Raw genomic sequence first — 18,976 nt, forward strand, 5'->3', positions numbered from 1 at the left:
GGTAATTTCTCTGATAAGACCAGTATTTTGCTGTCATATGCCACGAAATAATTATAATAGCGTTTTTTATCGATAAAGATTTCATTTATTTTTATGATAAAAGATGACAAACCGCCAACATCAGGTTATGTTGTCAGGTTATTGACATATCGTCGGAGTTAGCACCACAATGACAGAAGATATTCACATTTTACTCCTCAATGGACCGAATCTAAACCTACTTGGCACAAGGGAGCCAGAGAAATATGGTAATCAAACTCTGGTAGATATTGTCTCCAAGTTAACCGCAGAAGCGGAACAGCTAGGTGTAAAATTGAGTCATTTTCAGTCTAATGCAGAACATGAGTTGATTGAAAAGATTCATGCTGCAAAAGATAACGTAGATTTTATTCTGATTAACCCGGCGGCATTCACACATACAAGTGTTGCCCTACGTGATGCATTATTAGCAGTTGCACTCCCGTTTATCGAGATCCATCTGTCTAATGTGCATGCCAGAGAACCGTTTCGCCATCACTCCTATCTTTCCGATAAAGCTGTCGGTGTGATTTGTGGTCTTGGTGCTGACGGTTACAGTTTCGCGTTACAGGCAGCGGTTAACCGTCTGTCATAAATCAATTAAATCCAAATATAAGAGTACGGAATCATATCCATGGATATTCGTAAAATTAAAAAGCTGATCGAACTGGTCGAAGAGTCTGGTATTTCTGAACTGGAAATTTCTGAAGGTGAAGAATCAGTACGCATCAGTCGCGTTTCAGCTACTTCTCAGGTCATGACGGCTCCTCAACAATTTTATTCAGCGCCAGCAGCTCAGCCAGCATTAGCTACCGCTGTTGCACCTGCTCAAGAAGCGGCGGCGGCAGCCCCAGCTCCAGCAGCGGCTGCTGTTGCGGGCCACCAAGTTCGCTCACCTATGGTGGGAACTTTCTACCGTTCACCAAGCCCTGAAGCAAAACCATTTATTGAAGTTGGCCAAACTGTCAACGTCGGTGATCCACTTTTCATCATCGAAGCAATGAAAATGATGAACCAAATCGAAGCAGAAAAAGCAGGTGTTGTGAAAGCAATCCTGGCAGAGAACGGCGAGCCAATTGAATATGACCAGCCGTTGGTGGTTATCGAATAACGAGGCGTTTCCATGCTGGAAAAAATTGTCATTGCTAACCGTGGCGAAATCGCACTGCGTATTCTTCGTGCCTGTAAAGAGTTAGGCATTAAGACCGTAGCTGTGCACTCCGCGGCAGATAGTGATTTAAAACATGTGCTGTTGGCAGACGAGACTATTTGTATCGGCCCAGCAGCCTCCGCAAAAAGCTACTTGAACATTCCCGCTATCATTTCAGCGGCAGAGATTTCAGGGGCTCAAGCTATTCACCCAGGATATGGCTTCCTGTCTGAAAATGCTGATTTTGCTGAACAAGTTGAACGTTCAGGCTTTATTTTTATCGGACCAAAAGCTGAAACCATCCGCCTAATGGGCGATAAAGTTTCCGCTATCGAAGCGATGAAAATTGCCGGTGTTCCTTGTGTACCAGGTTCTGATGGTCCACTAGGCAGCGATACTGATAAAAACAAAGCTATCGCACAACGTATCGGCTATCCTGTTATCATCAAAGCCTCTGGCGGCGGCGGTGGTCGTGGTATGCGTGTTGTGCGTAACGAAAAAGATTTGGAATCTTCCATCAATCTGACGCGTGCAGAAGCTAAAGCGGCCTTCAATAATGATATGGTTTACATGGAAAAATACCTTGAAAACCCTCGTCATGTTGAAATCCAAGTTATGGCTGATGGTCAAGGCAATGCCATTTACTTGGCAGAGCGTGACTGCTCAATGCAACGTCGCCACCAAAAAGTTGTTGAAGAAGCCCCAGCACCAGGTATTACTCCTGAAGTTCGCCGCAATATCGGTGAGCGTTGTGCTAATGCTTGTATAGAAATTGGCTATCGTGGTGCAGGTACTTTCGAATTCCTCTATGAGAATGGTGAATTCTACTTTATTGAGATGAACACCCGTATTCAGGTTGAGCATCCAGTAACAGAGATGGTCACTGGCGTTGACTTGATCAAAGAACAGTTACGCATCGCATCTGGTTTACCATTATCAGTAAAACAGGAAGATGTTATCGTTCGTGGTCATGCGATTGAATGTCGTATCAATGCTGAAGATCCGAATACCTTTATGCCTAGCCCAGGTAAGATCACCCGTTTCCATTCGCCAGGTGGCTTTGGTGTTCGTTGGGAATCTCACATTTATGCAGGCTATAGCGTACCGCCATACTATGACTCAATGATTGGTAAATTGATCACCTACGGTGAAACACGTGAAATCGCCATTATGCGTATGAAGAATGCGCTTAATGAGCTGATCATCGATGGCATCAAAACCAATATTGAACTGCACCAAATGATCATGAATGATGAAAACTTCCAAAAAGGTGGCACTAACATCCACTATTTGGAGAAAAAACTCGGTATTCAGGAGTAATGACTGAAACACTGAGATTCACCTCTCATTCATCAAATACCGGAAAGTCACCTTTCCGGTATTTTTTTATCTCATAATCAAGCTATCATGAGTCACATACCCCAAACACCACCACGACAATCAACATAGTGAAAAAACCATGTCTTTTAAACGTAATAAGTGGAAAAACATTGGAAAAACGCCAGACTATCGATTCTCATTGGCGAATGAAAGAACATTTCTAGCATGGATCAGAACCGCGTTAGCACTATTAGCGGGTGCTATTGCCATTGAACAGCTCCTACATGAGGCTGCCGCCCCTTGGCTAAGAACCTTATTAGCGGTTTTTCTTGCATCTGCGGGGGGGATTACCGCCATTATGGCTCTTTATCGCTGGCGACAAAACGAAATCGCTATGCGCAAAGAGGAGCCGTTACAATACACCTCCTTTCTTACTATGATGACGCTATTCATTACCGTCATTGCCGTCATTTCACTCTTCTATGTTCTGCTATAGGCACTATCATGCGTGATCCTGGTTTACAGCCGGAAAGAACACAACAAGCCTGGAGCCGTACTTTGCTCCTGTTAGCAATCAATGGGTTATTGTTCTTACGACTAGGGCTAATACAGTCGTCATGGCTAGCGTTATTAGGAGCTGTCATTGCAATCGCCCTACTGTGCTTAATTAGCTTCAAAAGGAGTATTTCAACAGCGTATCAAAATAGTGGACTTAAGATAGATAGCTCACTTTTTCTTTATATTACGGCTTTTGCTATTTTTACTATGTCCATCCTATTGATTGTGCACCTGTTGGTAGATAAATAATACTTACTATCCTACATACTCAAAATTATCTTTGGTTGTAAACTAAGCACCTTGGCTTTCCTTGGTCTGTTTTTTTACACACATTCCTAGGTTTATCGTACAATCCCTGATTATTTTTATTTCTATGAGGGGGAAATACGTATGGATAAACGTTTTCTTCAATCAAACAGGGAAGCTCGCTGGTCACTCTATCTGACGCTCGCCTATTTAGTTGGTTGGGTTATTTGTGCCTATCTTCCGAGTAATGCGATTGGCTTGACAGGTTTACCTTTATGGTTTGAATGGTCATGTCTCATCCTACCGGTCATTTTCATTTTACTGTGTATTATGATGGTCAAAATTATTTTTAAAGATATTCCGCTGGAGGATAGGGATGCAGACTGAAGTTCTACTACCTCTAATTGGTTATCTTGCACTCGTATTCTTGCTATCTGTGTACGCTTATCGCAAACGCACAAAGGGAGAATTCCTCAATGAGTATTTTTTAGGGAATCGCTCTATGGGGGGTTTTGTGCTCGCCATGACGATCACAGCAACCTATGTCAGCGCCAGTTCATTTATCGGTGGACCAGGAGCAGCCTATAAATATGGGCTAGGTTGGGTACTACTTGCCATGATCCAGCTTCCTGCTATCTGGCTATCACTGGGTGTACTAGGGAAAAAATTTGCCATCTTAGCTCGCCGATACAATGCAGTAACACTCAATGATATGCTTTATGCACGTTACCAAAGCCGCTTTTTAGTTGGGTTTGCAAGTATCAGTTTGCTCGTCGCCTTTTTCGGCGCAATGACCGTGCAATTTATTGGCGGTGCACGACTACTCGAAACCGCTGCGGGTATCCCTTATACCTATGGCTTAATGATTTTTGGTATCTCTATCGCACTCTATACCGCTATCGGTGGCTTTCGAGCTAGTGTGCTCAATGATGCCTTACAAGGCCTCGTTATGTTGTTAGGTACGGTTATTTTGCTTGTTGCGATCATTTACCATGCAGGTGGGCTTGGCGCGGCAGTCGAAAAAATTCAGGCCATTGACCCTAAACTGGTTTCCGTAGAAGGTGCCGATGATATTCTTAGTGGCCCTTTCCTTGCCTCTTTTTGGATTTTAGTCTGTTTTGGGGTGATTGGTTTGCCACACACGGCTGTACGCTGTATTTCCTACAAAGACAGTAAAGCCGTTCACCGTGGTATCGTAATAGGCACAATCGTGATGGCAATACTCATGTTTGGTATGCACTTTGCCGGAGCCTTAGGCCGCGCCGTCTTACCTGATCTCACTATTCCAGATCAGGTTATTCCAACATTGATGGTGCAAGTGCTACCACCTTTTGCGGCGGGTATTTTCTTAGCCGCACCAATGGCAGCAATCATGTCAACTATCAACGCACAGCTATTGCAGTCATCAGCTACGATTGTAAAAGATATCTATTTAAGCGCCGCCCCCGAACAAATTAAGAATGAGAAAAAGCTCTCCCGCATTTCGAGTTTTTCAACCTTAATACTCGGTATCTTGCTGCTGTTCGCGGCATGGGATCCCCCCAAAATGATCATTTGGCTCAACTTGCTGGCCTTTGGTGGACTGGAGGCAGTGTTTTTATGGCCACTGGTTTTAGGCCTATATTGGCAAAAAGCCAACAGCAAGGGAGCGATTAGCGGTATGATTGTAGGCGGCGTCTCTTATGCTCTACTGGCATCATTTAAAATCGAAATCATGGGGTTCCACGCCATCGTGCCTTCACTACTATTTAGCTTGATTGCTTTTATAATTGGTAATCTTTTCGGTAAAAATCCAGTACAATCGGCGCCCAATGAGCAGGCTACGCCCGCAAAAAATTAAGTTAAAAGAGAATAACTATGCCTTGGATACAACTCAGACTCAACTCAACAGGCCAACAAGCCGAAGCTCTCGGCGATGAACTTATTGAAAGTGGCGCAGTGTCAGTCACCTTTCAAGATAGTCATGATACCCCTGTTTTCGAACCGTTACCGGGAGAAACACGACTATGGGGCGATACGGATGTTATCGGCCTTTATGATGCTGAAACTGACATGAACATGGTTGTGGCACAACTTGAAAACAGCCCTCTGCTCGAAAAAGGTTTTGTTCACAAAATCGAGCAACTGGAAGATAAAGACTGGGAAAGAGAGTGGATGGACAATTTTCATCCTATGCGCTTTGGGCAACGCCTGTGGATCTGCCCAAGCTGGCGTGATGTTCCAGATCCTAACGCAGTCAATGTCATGTTAGACCCTGGCCTTGCCTTTGGTACAGGTACTCATCCAACAACGTCGTTATGTCTAGAGTGGCTGGATGGACTTGATCTTGAAGGTAAAACCGTCATCGATTTTGGTTGTGGATCCGGTATTCTTGCGATCGCCGCATTAAAATTAGGTGCTGCACAAGCTATCGGGATCGACATTGATCCACAGGCGATTATCGCAAGTCGTGATAATGCGGAGCGCAACGGTGTCTCAGAACGCCTATCACTCTACTTGCCTAAAGACCAGCCAAAAGAGCTACAAGCCGATGTCGTGGTCGCCAATATCTTAGCTGGCCCATTACGTGAGTTAGCGCCTATGATAAGCGTATTGCCTCGTACAGGAGGTTTATTAGGGCTTTCAGGTGTCCTTGCTACCCAAGCAGAAGGGGTGGCCGATGCTTATCGTCAACTGTTTGAGATAGACCCTATCGCTGAAAAAGATGAATGGTGTCGTATCACTGGTGTCAAGCGTTTTTGACAAATTTATAATAAAAATCAGTGAATAATTTCTTTGAAATTAGGGCAGGAATAGATTATCTTATAGCTCAAATATTGTTCAACTGCTGGTGATATTCTATCCTGCTTGAGATTTGAACGGACTAACTGCGGTTTTCGTGTGTTTTTTTACAAACACACCTAACCCATTGTTATAAAAGACTAATAGTTGTATTTTGAAAAAATCAAGATAAAAAAGTTAGTGATAAATAACGGTTTGCTCAAAGTTTGTCCTTTCATATCTCGAAAAAAATGCGTAATATACGCGCCCTTGCAGTCACAGTATGGCCCCCTTTAGTTATGCGAATCGGACAATATCAGTTGAGAAACTGTCTTATTGCTGCCCCCATGGCAGGCATTACGGATAGACCATTTAGGTCACTCTGTTATGACATGGGTGCGGGGATGACGGTATCAGAAATGCTTTCTTCTAACCCACAGGTTTGGAAGACTGACAAATCGAGACTAAGAATGATCCATCGCGATGAACCGGGGGTGCGTTCCGTTCAAATAGCTGGCAATGATCCCGATGAAATGGCTGCCGCGGCTCAGATTAATGTTGAGAGTGGTGCCCAGATCATTGATATCAATATGGGCTGTCCAGCTAAGAAAGTGAATCGTAAGTTGGCAGGCTCTGCACTCTTGCGCTATCCCGATTTGGTGAAGTCTATCCTGTCGGCAGTCGTAAAAGCAGTAGATGTGCCTGTTACACTGAAGATCCGCACAGGTTGGTCACCTGAAGAACGAAACTGCATAGAAATTGCCAAATTGGCCGAAGATTGTGGTATTCAAGCGCTGACCATTCACGGCAGGACCCGTGCCTGTTTGTTTAATGGTGAAGCTGAGTACGACAACATACGGGCAGTTAAGCAGACTGTTGCCATACCGGTTATCGCCAATGGTGACATTACTGACCCGCTTAAAGCCAGAGCTGTCTTAGATTACACGGGGGCTGATGCCCTAATGGTAGGACGAGCAGCTCAGGGAAGACCCTGGATCTTTCGGGAAATCCAGCATTATCTGGACACAGGTGAAATGTTGCCCCCCATGCCTATGGCAGAGGTGAAGCGCATTATGATTGCGCACGTACAGGAGTTGCACGACTTTTATGGTCAAGGCAAAGGAGCCCGTATAGCGCGCAAACATGTCTCTTGGTATTTAAAAGAGCATGCACCTGATGACCAGTTCCGGCGCTCATTCAACGCCATTGAGGACGCCAGCGAACAGCTGGAGGTGTTGGAAGCATTTTTTGAATATTTTGCGTAAATAAAGATAAGAGCTGACAGAACTATGTTCGAACAACGCGTAAATTCTGACGTACTAACCGTTGCTACTGTAAATTCACAAGATCAAGTAACTCAAAAACCATTGCGTGATTCAGTTAAGCAAGCACTGAAGAACTATTTTGCTCAATTAAACAATCAAGATGTTAATGATTTATATGAGCTGGTATTGGCTGAGGTAGAGCAGCCTTTGTTGGACATGGTTATGCAATATACCCGTGGAAACCAGACCCGTGCAGCCCTGATGATGGGTATCAACCGCGGTACTCTGCGTAAGAAGCTGAAAAAATACGGCATGAACTAATCCTAGTCGGTTAATGCAGTGTTTTTAGAAGCACTTTCTGGTTCTCAGGAAGTGCTTTTTTATTATGGTTAAAGCCATAGTAAAAAGGCACAGCAAAATTGCTGTGCCTTTGACAGTTAGCATAAAAGGAGATTAAACAATTAACGATATATTGGTAGCAAATTAAACTGAGCAAGTAGCTGGCAAATAATCCCTACAACCCCAAACACAATGACCGCATATATTAACCCCTTCCCTCCCCATACTTTAAACGTTGATTCAGGAAAACGCTCTCTAGCTTTAAGTGCCATCACCGCAGGACAAATAATCGCCCAAATACAGGCCGCCATACCGGCATAGGCAATTGCAACTAAAAACCCATTAGGGAATAACATGCAGAGTATTAATGGAGGTAAGAAGCAAAGTAGTGCAGATTTCATACGTCCGGAGCTGTTATCTTGGAAATTCAACGATGCTAAGATGTAGTCAAATAAACCGATTGCTACCCCTAAGAATGAGCAAAATACGGCGCTGATTGAAAACCACAATAAAAATGTCGCAATATGCTTGCTATTCAGAACTGCGTAAAGTGACTCAATAAAAGCATCAAGATTGCCACCTTTATTGATGATGGTTAAAAACTCTGTTCTAGGTAAATTTCCCATCGTTCCTAATACCCATAGGAAATAGAGAAGGCGGATTCAAGTCCGAAGTGCAACGCTAAGCCGCCTTTCTTAGCTCCGCAAACACCACCGAAGGTTGTCTGAACCCCAGACACTTGCGTGGCCTGCTGTTCAACGCTCCCTGATAGCGTTGTAAGTCTTCTTCTGTCACTGTCCGCAGGTCTGTTCCTTTCGGGATAAACTGTCTTAACAACCCATTCGTATTCTCGTTCAGCCCACGCTCATGCGAGGCATACGGATGGGCAAAGTACGTATCTGCGTTCAGTGCTTCTGCTATCGCCTTGTGCTCACTAAACTCTAGACCGTTATCGAACGTTATTGTGTGACATACATCCTGATACTCACTCAGCAGTGAGATAATGGCCTTACTGACTTCCACCGCATCCTTTGAAAACACCTTTTTTGTCAGGTAAATACGGCTTTTGCGTTCTGCCAGTGTCACGATAGCACCAGTGCCCTGTTTACCCTGCACCAAATCGGCCTCCCAGTCCCCCAGACGGCTACGGTCATCGACGACTGACGGCCGTAGCTCAATGGATACCGCATCAGGGATGCGCCCTCGTTTCTGCCCGTAGCCCTTACGATATCGCCGTTTGCCCTGCCTAAGATGCCTGTACAACTCGCCACCGCTACGCTTATCCGCATAGATATACTGGTAAATCCATTCATGGCTGACGCTAAGACCAATAATGCTGCCAATTGCACTTATTTGCTCAGGACTCCACTTCCACTCCAGAGCAAATATCACGAAATCTATGGTCTGCTGAGGAATTGTCCTTTTGGCAGATGACAGCCGCCTATCACAGCACTTCTGGTGTGCCTGTTGTGGGTTATAACCAGTATCTGAAGTGTTACGCCTCAGTTCACGGGAGACCGTGGACTTGCTTACACCGATACGGATACCTATCTCATGGCAGGATAAATTATCCTCACGCAGTATCGATATCTGGTATCGTTGTCCTTCGGTTAGTTGCTGATACTTCATACTTACTCGCTCATCTTTGGTCGGAAGAGCAGGATAGCTTATCAGTAGCTAACCGTCCTTCCATCTAACATGACCGAGCGTTGCACTTATTATCTGAATTCGCGCTCTCTGATAATTGGTATACCTTAAAAAAATACACTTACGAAATTCAACGCCGCGATGGTCGTTGGCAGCAGCAAACCCGTGAGTCATATGACAGAGGAGACGGGGCTGTTATCCTACTTTACAACCAAGCGAAAAATACCATTATACTGATCCGCCAATTCCGCCTTCCTTTGTATATCAACGGCTATCCTCATTTTCTTATCGAAGCTGCGGCTGGGTTGCTTGATAATGCATCGCCCGAAGAACGCATTATTGCCGAAACAGAAGAAGAAACAGGTTTTCGTATCGAAAAAATAGAAAAAGTCTATGAAGCCTATATGAGCCCAGGCTCCGTCACCGAAAAACTCTATTTTTATATTGCCGAATATCACGATGGCGACCGCATCAATTCGGGAGGTGGGCTTACCGAGGAAGGTGAAGATATTGAAGTATTAGAGTGGGAATTCCCAAAAGCATTAGCCGCGATAAAAAGTGGTGAGATTGTTGATGGAAAAACGATTATGCTTATACAACACATTGCCCTAAATAATATTTTAAAGAGTCATTAAAAGTACTATTTATATTATTCTATTTTCCTTCTTGATAAGAACCAAGAAGGAAAATTAAATAGGGTTTATTTCTTCTTATATTTTTACATTAATACGTTTTATTTCCTCTATACTAGAAATATTGACATTTCTTATCCCAGCTCAAAAAATAAATAAAAATACCAAATTACAATCAATAGGTTACGATAATTTTTTATTCACAAATATACTATCAGGAACTATTAATCTAATAACTACAGTGTTTATTTTAAATAAAACACGATACAATCAAATAATGTGATATTTTATATTTACAACAATAACGAGTAGGTTAATTATTAATTTTCAGTTTAGTCTTTTTTAGAAAGTCCTTTATTGAAAGTCTCACTCTTTTACCAATTAAGTTGTTTGTTCAGCCATATAAAATGTAAGAGGTTAATAATATGATACGTTGTGTTCGTATGTGGACCGGTGAAGATGGCAATTCTCTTTTTGAAGAAGGTACGATTGAATTAAGTGGTGAAGCTAGAGGCGATAAAGAAACGCCTGCTATTGCCGTCAGTGAACTTTCATTTCGTGAAACAACCTCTGGTGGGTCTTGGGATTGGCATAAAGATCCTGTACCACGTTATGTCATCACACTTTCAGGCACTTTAGAATTCGAAACCAAAGACGGCTCAACTTTTATTATCAAGCCTGGTGATATTTTACTCGCACAAGACAACACAGGTACTGGCCATAAATGGCGTTTAATTGGTGATGAACCATGGCGCCGTGCTTATGTTGTTTATCAAGAAGGCACTGAACTGTGTTTTAAACCCTCTAAGTCTTAGGAGTTTTTTGAATGAGTAAGCCTATTTCAGAACAAGTTGATATTGCGCTCATTGGCGCAGGTATCATGAGCACCACACTCGCAACTTTTTTAAAAGAGCTTGAGCCATCGCTAAATATTGCGATATTTGAAAGACTCAATGACTGTGCTCAAGAAAGTTCCCACCCATGGAATAATGCGGGAACAGGTCACGCAGCAAACTGTGAAATGAACTACACGCCACCGAACCCAGATGGTACAGTGGATATCAGCAAAGCGCTTGAAGTTAATACTGAATTTGACCTATCACGTCAACTTTGGTCCTATCTTGTCACCAAAGGTAAAATCAAAGATCCCCGTGACTTCATTCACCCTTGCCCACATATGAGCTTTGTTTGGGGTGATGATAACGTAAAATTCCTCCAGCAACGCTATCGCCAAATGTCTGCTCACCACTGCTACCAAAACATGGAATACAGTGATGATCCTAAGCAGATCAATGAGTGGGCACCGTTGATTATGGAAGGCCGTGATCCAAAAGAAGCCATTGCAGTCACACGCGTGGTAACGGGGGCTGACGTAGATTATGGTGCATTGACCCATTTATTGATGGAGCAATTAACACAGCAATCGGGTTTCACTGTTCATTACAAGCATGAAGTGGTTGATGTTAAGAAAACCGCAGAGGGTCGATGGAATATTGAGGTTAAAAACCTACTCACTCACGAAAAAACCATCACATCAGCGAAATTTGTGTTTGTGGGCGCGGGTGGACGTGCAATAGAGCTACTACAAAAATCAGGCATCCCAGAAGGTAAAGGCTTCGGTGGCTTCCCTGTAAGTGGTATCTGGCTACGTTGCGACAACGAAGAGATTGCTAATCGCCATCATGCAAAAGTTTATGGTAAAGCAAGCAAAGGCTCCCCTCCGATGTCAGTGCCTCACTTAGATACACGTATCATTGGCGGCAAACGTTCACTTCTATTCGGACCTTACGCGGGTTTTTCCAGTAAGTTCCTTAAACATGGCTCTTATTTAGACTTGTTTGAATCTGTGCGCTTAAATAACATCGAACCGATGCTGGCAGTTGCTAAAGATAACTGGTCGCTGGCGGAATACTTAGTTGGACAAGTATTACAAACATCAGCACATCAGTTTGCGATGCTACAAGAGTTCTACCCTGAAGCACAACATGAAGACTGGAAAGAAGTTGTCGCGGGTCAACGTGTACAAATCATTAAGCCAGATCATGATAAGAAAGGGGTCTTGGAATTCGGCACGGAGCTAATTACCAGTGCAGATAAGTCCTTCACCGTATTAATGGGAGCATCACCGGGCGCTTCTACTGCGGCCTTTATCGCGCTAAACGTTTTGAAAACTTGTTTTGCCGAGCAGCTTAGTGCAGATGGCTGGGAAGCACGCTTAAAAGAGATCATTCCAACTTATGGTATTGACTTAAAAGTCGATGCAAAAGCTTGCTCTGATATCCGTGCGGCAACGGCAAAAGTGCTCAAACTGGATAATTAATTCAGCGCTGTCGGGTAAATAAAGTTATTTACCCGACATTATTTCACCATAGTTTAAAATAACGTTACGCGAAAACCTGGGTTTAAAAAGGATTCACGTGGTGTGTAATCTAATGTTTTGCCATTCCAATCAAGCACCTTAGCCCCAGCTGCCATTGCGATTGCATGCCCTGCTGCTGTATCCCAAATGTTAGTTGGCCCAAAGCGAGGATAGAGCTGCGCTTTCCCTTCCGCTACCAAGCAAAATTTTAATGATGAGCCAATTTCTACCGTGTCATGGTTCCCCAATTGTGCAAGGTAATCACGTAATTCAGCGTCTTGATGAGAGCGGCTAATCGCTATGATTGGAGGTGTTATATCTTTAACATGGATTGACTGTTTATGCCCACCCTCTTCTTTCCACGCTTGATTACCCTCCGCATAATAGAGCAAGCCTTTGGCGGGCGCATAAATAACCCCCATAACGGGCATACCCTTTTCAATCAAGGCAATGTTAACGGTAAAATCCCCATTACGATGAATAAATTCTTTTGTGCCATCAAGTGGATCAACCAACCAATACCGTTGCCAACCTTTGCGTTCATTCCATGAAGGGGGGTCTTCTTCAGATAACTGAGGAATATCCGGTGCAATGCGAGTCAAACCCGCTGTAATAATTTGATGAGCGGCAATATCCGCAGCCGTCACCGGAGATTTATCGCTTTTTTGCTCAACTTGTAGCGGTTCTTGAGCATGATAGATCTCCATAATGGCAGAGCCTGCATCGATAGCCAGTTCACAAATTTGTTTTAGCATGATTCACCTCTTTTCCATCACTCTTTACCTTAAGATTAACAGCCATAGATAGTAAGTGCACGCTAATTGAAGCCACAGAAACCGTTCACACTTACCTTATCAATCTACATTATTTTCTTTCTAAGTAGTTTCAATTAATGAAAAGAATAGTGTTCTTGGGGAAATGTTGCGTTATATCAGAATAGTGCTTTATATTTTGCTTTGAGTTTGATTTATTACTCGACATTTGCAATAGTGATATTGCTTAATCCGTTGTTTTGTATGCGTAAGAAACAAATAAGCGAGAGCCGTGAGCTTCTTTTAAATAAAAGCAATTATAGATTGTGAATATATATCCGAAGTTAGTTTAGGTTTTTAGCTCTCACGCTACTAAGAAAAATTCCTATATTTATGCCCGATGGCAACATTAAGATAGCAAACGTTATGATCCATTCTCGAGTAGCAACAACGCATTATGATTTAATGCCATACAGAACAATAAGTAAAAATGACAGTAAGCTTGATAGCATTTTTGAACGGGAATGTAATCTTCTATTTATATATCACCGCTATCAATTATGTGATTCTCTAAAATTTAGGAATAAAAATGAGTCAATCAAATGCAGCCAAACTCTCTTTTTTTAGATTACCCGCCATATTTGTGAGTGTTTGGATCCTCACTGAATATTTGTGGTTTTATAGCGTGACAATCCAACCATTATTATACGCGCCACCGCATTATTTAAATTCGATTATATATGGCCTAAGGGTAGAGTGGTTCATTAAGATTTTTATCTTCCTACTTTCCACTTGCCTTATCTTTTACTACACCAAATTGAACCAAGCTAACCTTAAAAATATCCTTATTGTTGCGGGTATTGCCATTGTCTACTTTTTTATTCTCAAATTTACGCAACACTTAAGTGGCATAGTCATGAACAAGACATTTGGAGGGATAGGATTATATCATCGCCCCAGCTTAGTGTATGCCTACAGGTTTTCCATTATAGTTAGCATTATCAACGTCTTGATACTTATTTTGCTATTTATACCAAGAATATTTTTTTGTAAAAAAGCGCGTCATGATTTCGTATTAACAAAAAAAAATCATGGGTTAATTTACAATGCACTCTATACCATAACCATGTTATGTTTTACGCTTGTTATCACCTTTATCACAGTATATAGCATTGCATTATTCAAGGAGAATCAACTGATATTAAAAGGTTTCTTGCTTCTGAGTTACCAAGCGTCTGACATGTTATTTCCTGCAACAGCAGCTGCTATCGTTATCTTCCTTTTAAGTATATATAGATCAATTCCTTTCCAAGGAAGTCAACTCAAGGTAAAACGTTTAATGCTTCTTTCGTTCATTAATACCATTATACTACTGGCGATAATGAGCCTGTTAGCATTCTTACTCTATTTATCAATAAAGGCCAATCAACAAATCGCCACTTTAGATAAGTTCTTCGTCATCGTTGGTATTGTGATTTTTATTATCATTGCACGTCTTATAAATAAACGGGTGTTTAGAACGAAAAAAGATTCACCCACAATTACGCCTACCGCTTAAAACATAAAAAGGGCTTTGCGGCCTCGCCTTCATAATAAAAAGGCTGACCTGCAAAGCCCTGATAGTAGCTTAGTCAGTTATACTGACCGCCAAGATTACAGAATTTCGAGTAACTCAACTTCAAAGACTAGCGTGCTGAATGGCGGAATAGATGCGCCTGCACCACGTTCGCCATAAGCAAGCTCGGAAGGGATATAAAGTTCCCATTTAGAACCGACAGGCATCAGTGTTAATGCTTCAATCCAACCTTGAATAACGCCGCTAACAGGGAACTCTGCGGGTTGACCGCGCTGCACTGAGCTGTCAAATACAGTACCATCAATCAAGCGACCGGTATAATGTACGCGAACACGGTCTGTACGTGTAGGAATTGCGCCTTCGCCTTGGTTAATGACAGAAAATTGCAAACCAGACTCAGTGGTTGAGACACCTTCACGTTTTTGGTTTTCTTCAAGGAATGCACGGCCTTCTGCGGCCATCGCTTCTTGGCGAGCTACACGAACAGCATCTGCACGCTCATGGATTTCACGTAACGCTTTATGTAGCGCTTCGACGGGAACTGAAGGCATATTACCTTCTAATGCGTCAGTAAGACCCGCTAAGATAGCTGCCGGCTCTAGGCCTTCTAAGCCAGACTCTAATAGTTGTTGACCAACTTGCAGGCCAATACCGTAGCTTGCTTGAGCTTCTACTGAATCAAAATTTTGGTTTGCCATGAAAATACCTGTATGGTTTTTGATAAAAAACCAAGGATAACAGCCCCTCTCTTATGGGTAAACCTAAACAATGCCTATCAAGAATAAAAGCCTTTCGGACAGCCTGATCCCGCTCAGTGTTCTCTGAAAAATAACTTAGGGTAATCAAATTACTACAAATCAGTGCTAGTATTCTTGTTATCACAAGTTATTTTGCCTGTTGTTAGGGTTTCCTCAATCAAGGAGGAGTCATGTTTAAACTTTCAATATTTCATCGTATTGGTATTGCTGTTTTAACGATCATTATCATCGCGGCGTTTTTTATACCTGTCGATGACAAAAACAGCGATCAGCAAATAGCACAAAATCAGCCACAACCTATTGTAGTTCCACCACCCACAGCACCGGAAATTGTGACCCAAGCCCCTTCGGAGGAGCCAACCATCAGTAGTGGAACAGACGACACACAAACGCGTTTACCTAATGAGCCTGAAATTATTCAAGAGCCTCCCGTTGAAACCGTTCCACCTACCACTGTCGAGCAACCTAAGCAACCGGTCACACCATCAGAGCCAAAACAGACCACACCAACAGAGCAAGAGAAGCGTCCAGCTACGCGTCCTTCCACTAATAATTGGCAAAATTATCAAGTCCAAAAAGGAAAAACACTGGCTCAGTTATTTCGTGACAATCATCTGCAAGCCAACGATGCATTTATCATGGCACGCGTTGAAGGCCCAGAAAAACCATTGAGTAACTTGCGCCAAGGGCAGAAAATTCGTTTGAAAGCGAATGCCAAAGGTGAGGTACAGCTTTTAGAAGTGACAACTGCGGAAGGTAAAACGGTTAGTTTTGCCCGTTTAAGTGATGGTAGTTACTACCGTACACCTTAGTTATTCGTTAAAACATTAACGCTCCACTATCAGGCAATAGCTGGGGCATTAATGTTTATACAAAAAATCCCATTTCGCTTTATGCCACATACTGTCAATCAACCTTACGCGGTAAATTTGCTATTACGCAATCGCATTTAGCTCGATTGCTCCAACTCTAACTCACACTTGAAAAAATTAGGCTATTGCCATTTTCTATCAAAGTCGCAAATCAGTGGTATCACTGTACTCGATATAGGATGGAGTGGTGTGAATAAGGTTATTTCGTGGAAAGCAGCAGGATAGGTAAAACGCTTACGACTTTTAAGTAAAAATAACGGTTTTTAGGCAATAAAAAACACCGGACAAGCCGGTGTTTTTTTGTACCATCGAATAAGTCCGATAGTACTACCATCATTTTTGATTACTCAGCAACGATGATAACGTTCAGCTCAGCAAAAACATCGCTGTGTAACTGGAAGTGAACTTCGTGGTCACCAGTAGTACGCAGAACGCCGTTTGGTAGGCGAACTTCGCTTTTCGCGATTGCAACGCCTGCTGCAGTGACTGCATCAGCGATATCACGAGTACCGATAGAACCAAACAGTTTACCTTCGTCACCTGCTTTAGAAGCAATAGTCACAGAGCCCAGTGCATTAACAGCTTCTGCACGAGCTTGAGCTGCTGCCAGAACTTCAGCCAATTTAGCTTCTAGTTCAGCACGGCGAGCTTCGAAGAATTCGATGTTTTTCTTAGTTGCAGGAACAGCTTTGCCCTGTGGAACTAAGTAGTTACGAGCATAGCCCGATTTAACGTTAACCTGATCACCCAGGCTACCTAGGTTAGCTACTTTATCAAGCAGAATAACTTGCATTACCTTATCCTCTTAAAGTCGTTAATGGACTGTACCAATTACTGATGACGATCAGTATATGGCAACAGAGACAGGTAGCGAGCGCGCTTGATAGCACGAGCGAGCTGACGCTGATATTTTGCACGAGTACCGGTGATACGGCTTGGTACAATTTTACCACTTTCAGTGATATAGTTTTTCAGCGTTGCGATATCTTTATAGTCGATCTCTTGAACGCCTTCCGCTGTGAAACGGCAGAACTTGCGACGACGGAAATAACGTGCCATATGGCTAGTCTCCAGAATCTATCAAATCAATCTGCTCGGCATGAAGAACCAGTTTACTCAGTCCATTGCGCCCTTGATGGGTACTAATAAAACCTGTCACTGTAATTCGACTGCCGACCGTTATACTGTGAGTATGGGCTTGTAAGGCTTGTCCGCTAACAATGATGGGCATTCTGCACCATGCTTGCCGAGTCAATCCCGCTTCCTGTTGTTGTGAACGATGTTCTAAAACAAACTGGCAGTGAGGAATACCCGACGGACTCACTTTTCGAATTAATGCTTTACAGACCGTGCCTGTGAGCACCAAACGATTAGTGAACACCTGCGCAATTACTCTTCAGAATCCCCAGCTTCTTCAGCTTCTTCATCCTGATATTCATCAGCCAGGTCACGGCTACGACGTTCGTCTTTAGCTTTAACCATTGGAGAAGCTTCTGTCACCGCGTGTTTAACGCGCATAACCATGCTGCGGATAACGGCATCGTTGAAGCGGAAGTTAGTTTCCAGCTCATCAATCGCTTCCTGTGGAGCTTCTACGTTCATCAGAACATAGTGAGCTTTGTGCAGTTTATTGATTGGGTAAGCCAGTTGACGACGGCCCCAGTCTTCCAGACGGTGGATCTGACCTTGTGCGTTAGTGATTGTCGCACTGTAACGCTCGATCATGCCCGGAACCTGTTCGCTTTGGTCAGGATGGACCATAAAAACGATTTCGTAATGACGCATTAGTAGTTGCTCCTTACGGATTATTCAGCCTCCTGTCAGGGTTAACCGCGGCCCGCGGAGGCAAGGAACTTGTTGAGTGCGGCTAAAAAATTGACGCGTAACTATACCCATCCCTGAGAAAAAACTCAAGGGATGGAGACAAATATCAGAGAATATTTATTCTACGGCTGACTTCTCGGCACGTTGACGAACCGCTTCAAACAAACAAATCCCTGTTGCAACAGAGACATTCAGTGACGAAACAGTACCCGCCATAGGAATGCTGATCAACTCATCACAATGTTCACGAGTCAAACGGCGCATACCTTCACCTTCCGCTCCCATCACCAATGCCATTGGCCCTGTGAGCTTACTTTGATAAAGCGTATGATCGGCTTCACCAGCAGTACCAACAATCCACACATTGTACTCTTTTAACAGACGCAATGTTCTGGCTAAGTTTGTCACACGGAATAGCGGAACACTTTCAGCCGCACCGCATGCCACTTTTTTTGCTGTCGCATTTAACTGTGCAGACTTATCTTTTGGCACAATCACCGCATGAACACCGGCGGCATCAGCACTACGCAAGCATGCCCCTAAGTTATGAGGATCAGTAACACCATCTAAAACTAATAAAAAAGGCGTGTCTGTACTTTCAAGAAAATCAGGTAAATCACCCTCTTGGTACTGTTTACCCGGCAACACTTTCGCAATGATCCCTTGATGAACCGCGCCTTCTGTTTGTGCATCCATCCATTGACGATTCGCCACTTGTACAACAATACCCAGTGACTCGATTTCCTGGATAATCGGCATTAGACGGCGATCTTCACGCCCTTTTAAAATATAGACTTCTTTGAACCGTGATGCGTCACGATCAAGTAAGGCTTTCACCGCATGAATGCCGTAAATAATTTCGCTCATAAATATCTTTTTTGTTGATAGAATTCAAGGTGG

Annotated in this window: 24 protein-coding genes; 15 read left to right on the forward strand and 9 right to left on the reverse strand. The window is 43.1% G+C overall.

What is annotated here, in order from left to right:
- Positions 1–169 precede the first annotated feature (169 nt).
- From aroQ to fis, 10 genes are all read left to right on the forward strand, one after another.
- Positions 170–613, forward strand: coding sequence for a type II 3-dehydroquinate dehydratase (gene aroQ, locus M1E93_RS17375; RefSeq protein WP_004925554.1), 444 nt, complete (start codon positions 170–172; stop codon positions 611–613).
- 39 nt (positions 614–652) lie between these two features.
- Entirely contained in the window at positions 653–1,129 is a 477-nt protein-coding gene (gene accB / locus M1E93_RS17380; protein WP_004925558.1) for an acetyl-CoA carboxylase biotin carboxyl carrier protein, read from the forward strand.
- A gap of 12 nt (positions 1,130–1,141) precedes the next feature.
- On the forward strand, positions 1,142–2,488 hold the full coding sequence (accC, locus tag M1E93_RS17385) for an acetyl-CoA carboxylase biotin carboxylase subunit (RefSeq protein ID WP_004925561.1): 1,347 nt from the start codon (positions 1,142–1,144) through the stop codon (positions 2,486–2,488).
- Between the two features lie 139 nt (positions 2,489–2,627).
- Positions 2,628–2,984 carry a YidH family protein gene (locus M1E93_RS17390; RefSeq protein ID WP_004925566.1) on the forward strand — a complete coding sequence of 119 codons (357 nt, stop codon included), beginning with the start codon at positions 2,628–2,630 and terminating at the stop codon, positions 2,982–2,984.
- Between the two features lie 8 nt (positions 2,985–2,992).
- On the forward strand, positions 2,993–3,295 hold the full coding sequence (locus M1E93_RS17395) for a DUF202 domain-containing protein (RefSeq protein WP_004925569.1): 303 nt from the start codon (positions 2,993–2,995) through the stop codon (positions 3,293–3,295).
- Positions 3,296–3,436: 141 nt separating this feature from the next.
- Positions 3,437–3,679 (forward strand): YhdT family protein, encoded by a 243-nt coding sequence (locus tag M1E93_RS17400; RefSeq protein ID WP_004925572.1) that lies wholly within the window; start codon positions 3,437–3,439, stop codon positions 3,677–3,679.
- Complete coding sequence (panF, locus tag M1E93_RS17405; protein WP_004925575.1) at positions 3,669–5,132, forward strand: sodium/pantothenate symporter; 1,464 nt, start codon at positions 3,669–3,671, stop codon at positions 5,130–5,132. The genes M1E93_RS17400 and panF overlap by 11 nt, the downstream gene beginning before the upstream one ends.
- A gap of 17 nt (positions 5,133–5,149) precedes the next feature.
- On the forward strand, positions 5,150–6,034 hold the full coding sequence (gene prmA, locus M1E93_RS17410; RefSeq protein ID WP_004925579.1) for a 50S ribosomal protein L11 methyltransferase: 885 nt from the start codon (positions 5,150–5,152) through the stop codon (positions 6,032–6,034).
- A 317-nt stretch (positions 6,035–6,351) separates the two neighbouring features.
- Entirely contained in the window at positions 6,352–7,317 is a 966-nt protein-coding gene (dusB, locus tag M1E93_RS17415) for a tRNA dihydrouridine synthase DusB (protein WP_014657558.1), read from the forward strand.
- Between the two features lie 24 nt (positions 7,318–7,341).
- A complete protein-coding gene (gene fis / locus M1E93_RS17420; protein ID WP_004258438.1) occupies positions 7,342–7,638 on the forward strand; it encodes a DNA-binding transcriptional regulator Fis in 297 nt (98 codons plus the stop codon).
- A gap of 140 nt (positions 7,639–7,778) precedes the next feature.
- On the opposite strand, the gene M1E93_RS17425 is transcribed toward fis, so the two are convergent.
- Positions 7,779–8,318 carry an aromatic amino acid transport family protein gene (locus tag M1E93_RS17425; RefSeq protein ID WP_426207293.1) on the reverse strand — a complete coding sequence of 180 codons (540 nt, stop codon included), beginning with the start codon at positions 8,316–8,318 and terminating at the stop codon, positions 7,779–7,781.
- A 19-nt stretch (positions 8,319–8,337) separates the two neighbouring features.
- A complete protein-coding gene (locus tag M1E93_RS17430; RefSeq protein WP_140035165.1) occupies positions 8,338–9,285 on the reverse strand; it encodes an IS30 family transposase in 948 nt (315 codons plus the stop codon).
- A gap of 80 nt (positions 9,286–9,365) precedes the next feature.
- Between M1E93_RS17430 and M1E93_RS17435 the strand changes: the two genes are divergently transcribed.
- The 3 genes from M1E93_RS17435 to mqo all read left to right on the forward strand — a co-directional run bounded on the left by M1E93_RS17435 (position 9,366) and on the right by mqo (position 12,255).
- A complete protein-coding gene (locus M1E93_RS17435) occupies positions 9,366–9,938 on the forward strand; it encodes an NUDIX domain-containing protein (protein ID WP_426207037.1) in 573 nt (190 codons plus the stop codon).
- 422 nt (positions 9,939–10,360) lie between these two features.
- Positions 10,361–10,750: a cupin domain-containing protein gene (locus M1E93_RS17440; RefSeq protein WP_014657311.1), complete on the forward strand. Its 390-nt coding sequence runs from the start codon at positions 10,361–10,363 to the stop codon at positions 10,748–10,750.
- A gap of 11 nt (positions 10,751–10,761) precedes the next feature.
- Positions 10,762–12,255: a malate dehydrogenase (quinone) gene (mqo, locus tag M1E93_RS17445; RefSeq protein ID WP_004915691.1), complete on the forward strand. Its 1,494-nt coding sequence runs from the start codon at positions 10,762–10,764 to the stop codon at positions 12,253–12,255.
- A gap of 53 nt (positions 12,256–12,308) precedes the next feature.
- Here mqo and cysQ read toward each other — a convergent pair whose 3' ends face one another.
- A complete protein-coding gene (cysQ, locus tag M1E93_RS17450) occupies positions 12,309–13,049 on the reverse strand; it encodes a 3'(2'),5'-bisphosphate nucleotidase CysQ (RefSeq protein WP_004915686.1) in 741 nt (246 codons plus the stop codon).
- Between the two features lie 586 nt (positions 13,050–13,635).
- Here cysQ and M1E93_RS17455 point away from each other — a divergent pair.
- Complete coding sequence (locus M1E93_RS17455; RefSeq protein ID WP_036942656.1) at positions 13,636–14,604, forward strand: hypothetical protein; 969 nt, start codon at positions 13,636–13,638, stop codon at positions 14,602–14,604.
- Positions 14,605–14,699: 95 nt separating this feature from the next.
- On the opposite strand, the gene fklB is transcribed toward M1E93_RS17455, so the two are convergent.
- Entirely contained in the window at positions 14,700–15,320 is a 621-nt protein-coding gene (fklB, locus tag M1E93_RS17460; protein ID WP_004915679.1) for an FKBP-type peptidyl-prolyl cis-trans isomerase, read from the reverse strand.
- Positions 15,321–15,550: 230 nt separating this feature from the next.
- Between fklB and M1E93_RS17465 the strand changes: the two genes are divergently transcribed.
- Complete coding sequence (locus M1E93_RS17465) at positions 15,551–16,192, forward strand: LysM-like peptidoglycan-binding domain-containing protein (RefSeq protein WP_004915675.1); 642 nt, start codon at positions 15,551–15,553, stop codon at positions 16,190–16,192.
- A 403-nt stretch (positions 16,193–16,595) separates the two neighbouring features.
- Here the strand turns inward: M1E93_RS17465 and rplI are convergent, their stop codons facing one another.
- From rplI to rlmB, 5 genes are all read right to left on the reverse strand, one after another.
- Positions 16,596–17,045 carry a 50S ribosomal protein L9 gene (gene rplI, locus M1E93_RS17470; protein ID WP_004915671.1) on the reverse strand — a complete coding sequence of 150 codons (450 nt, stop codon included), beginning with the start codon at positions 17,043–17,045 and terminating at the stop codon, positions 16,596–16,598.
- Between the two features lie 38 nt (positions 17,046–17,083).
- Positions 17,084–17,311: a 30S ribosomal protein S18 gene (gene rpsR / locus M1E93_RS17475; RefSeq protein ID WP_000135199.1), complete on the reverse strand. Its 228-nt coding sequence runs from the start codon at positions 17,309–17,311 to the stop codon at positions 17,084–17,086.
- 4 nt (positions 17,312–17,315) lie between these two features.
- Positions 17,316–17,633 (reverse strand): primosomal replication protein N, encoded by a 318-nt coding sequence (gene priB / locus M1E93_RS17480; protein ID WP_071599631.1) that lies wholly within the window; start codon positions 17,631–17,633, stop codon positions 17,316–17,318.
- 8 nt (positions 17,634–17,641) lie between these two features.
- Positions 17,642–18,037, reverse strand: a complete 396-nt coding sequence (gene rpsF / locus M1E93_RS17485) for a 30S ribosomal protein S6 (RefSeq protein WP_004915670.1) — start codon at positions 18,035–18,037, stop codon at positions 17,642–17,644.
- A 156-nt stretch (positions 18,038–18,193) separates the two neighbouring features.
- A complete protein-coding gene (gene rlmB, locus M1E93_RS17490; RefSeq protein WP_060561485.1) occupies positions 18,194–18,943 on the reverse strand; it encodes a 23S rRNA (guanosine(2251)-2'-O)-methyltransferase RlmB in 750 nt (249 codons plus the stop codon).
- Positions 18,944–18,976: the final 33 nt, after the last annotated feature.

Origin of the sequence: Providencia sp. PROV272, assembly GCF_049901975.1 — a bacterium.
GTDB classification, from domain to species: Bacteria; Pseudomonadota; Gammaproteobacteria; order Enterobacterales; family Enterobacteriaceae; genus Providencia; species Providencia stuartii.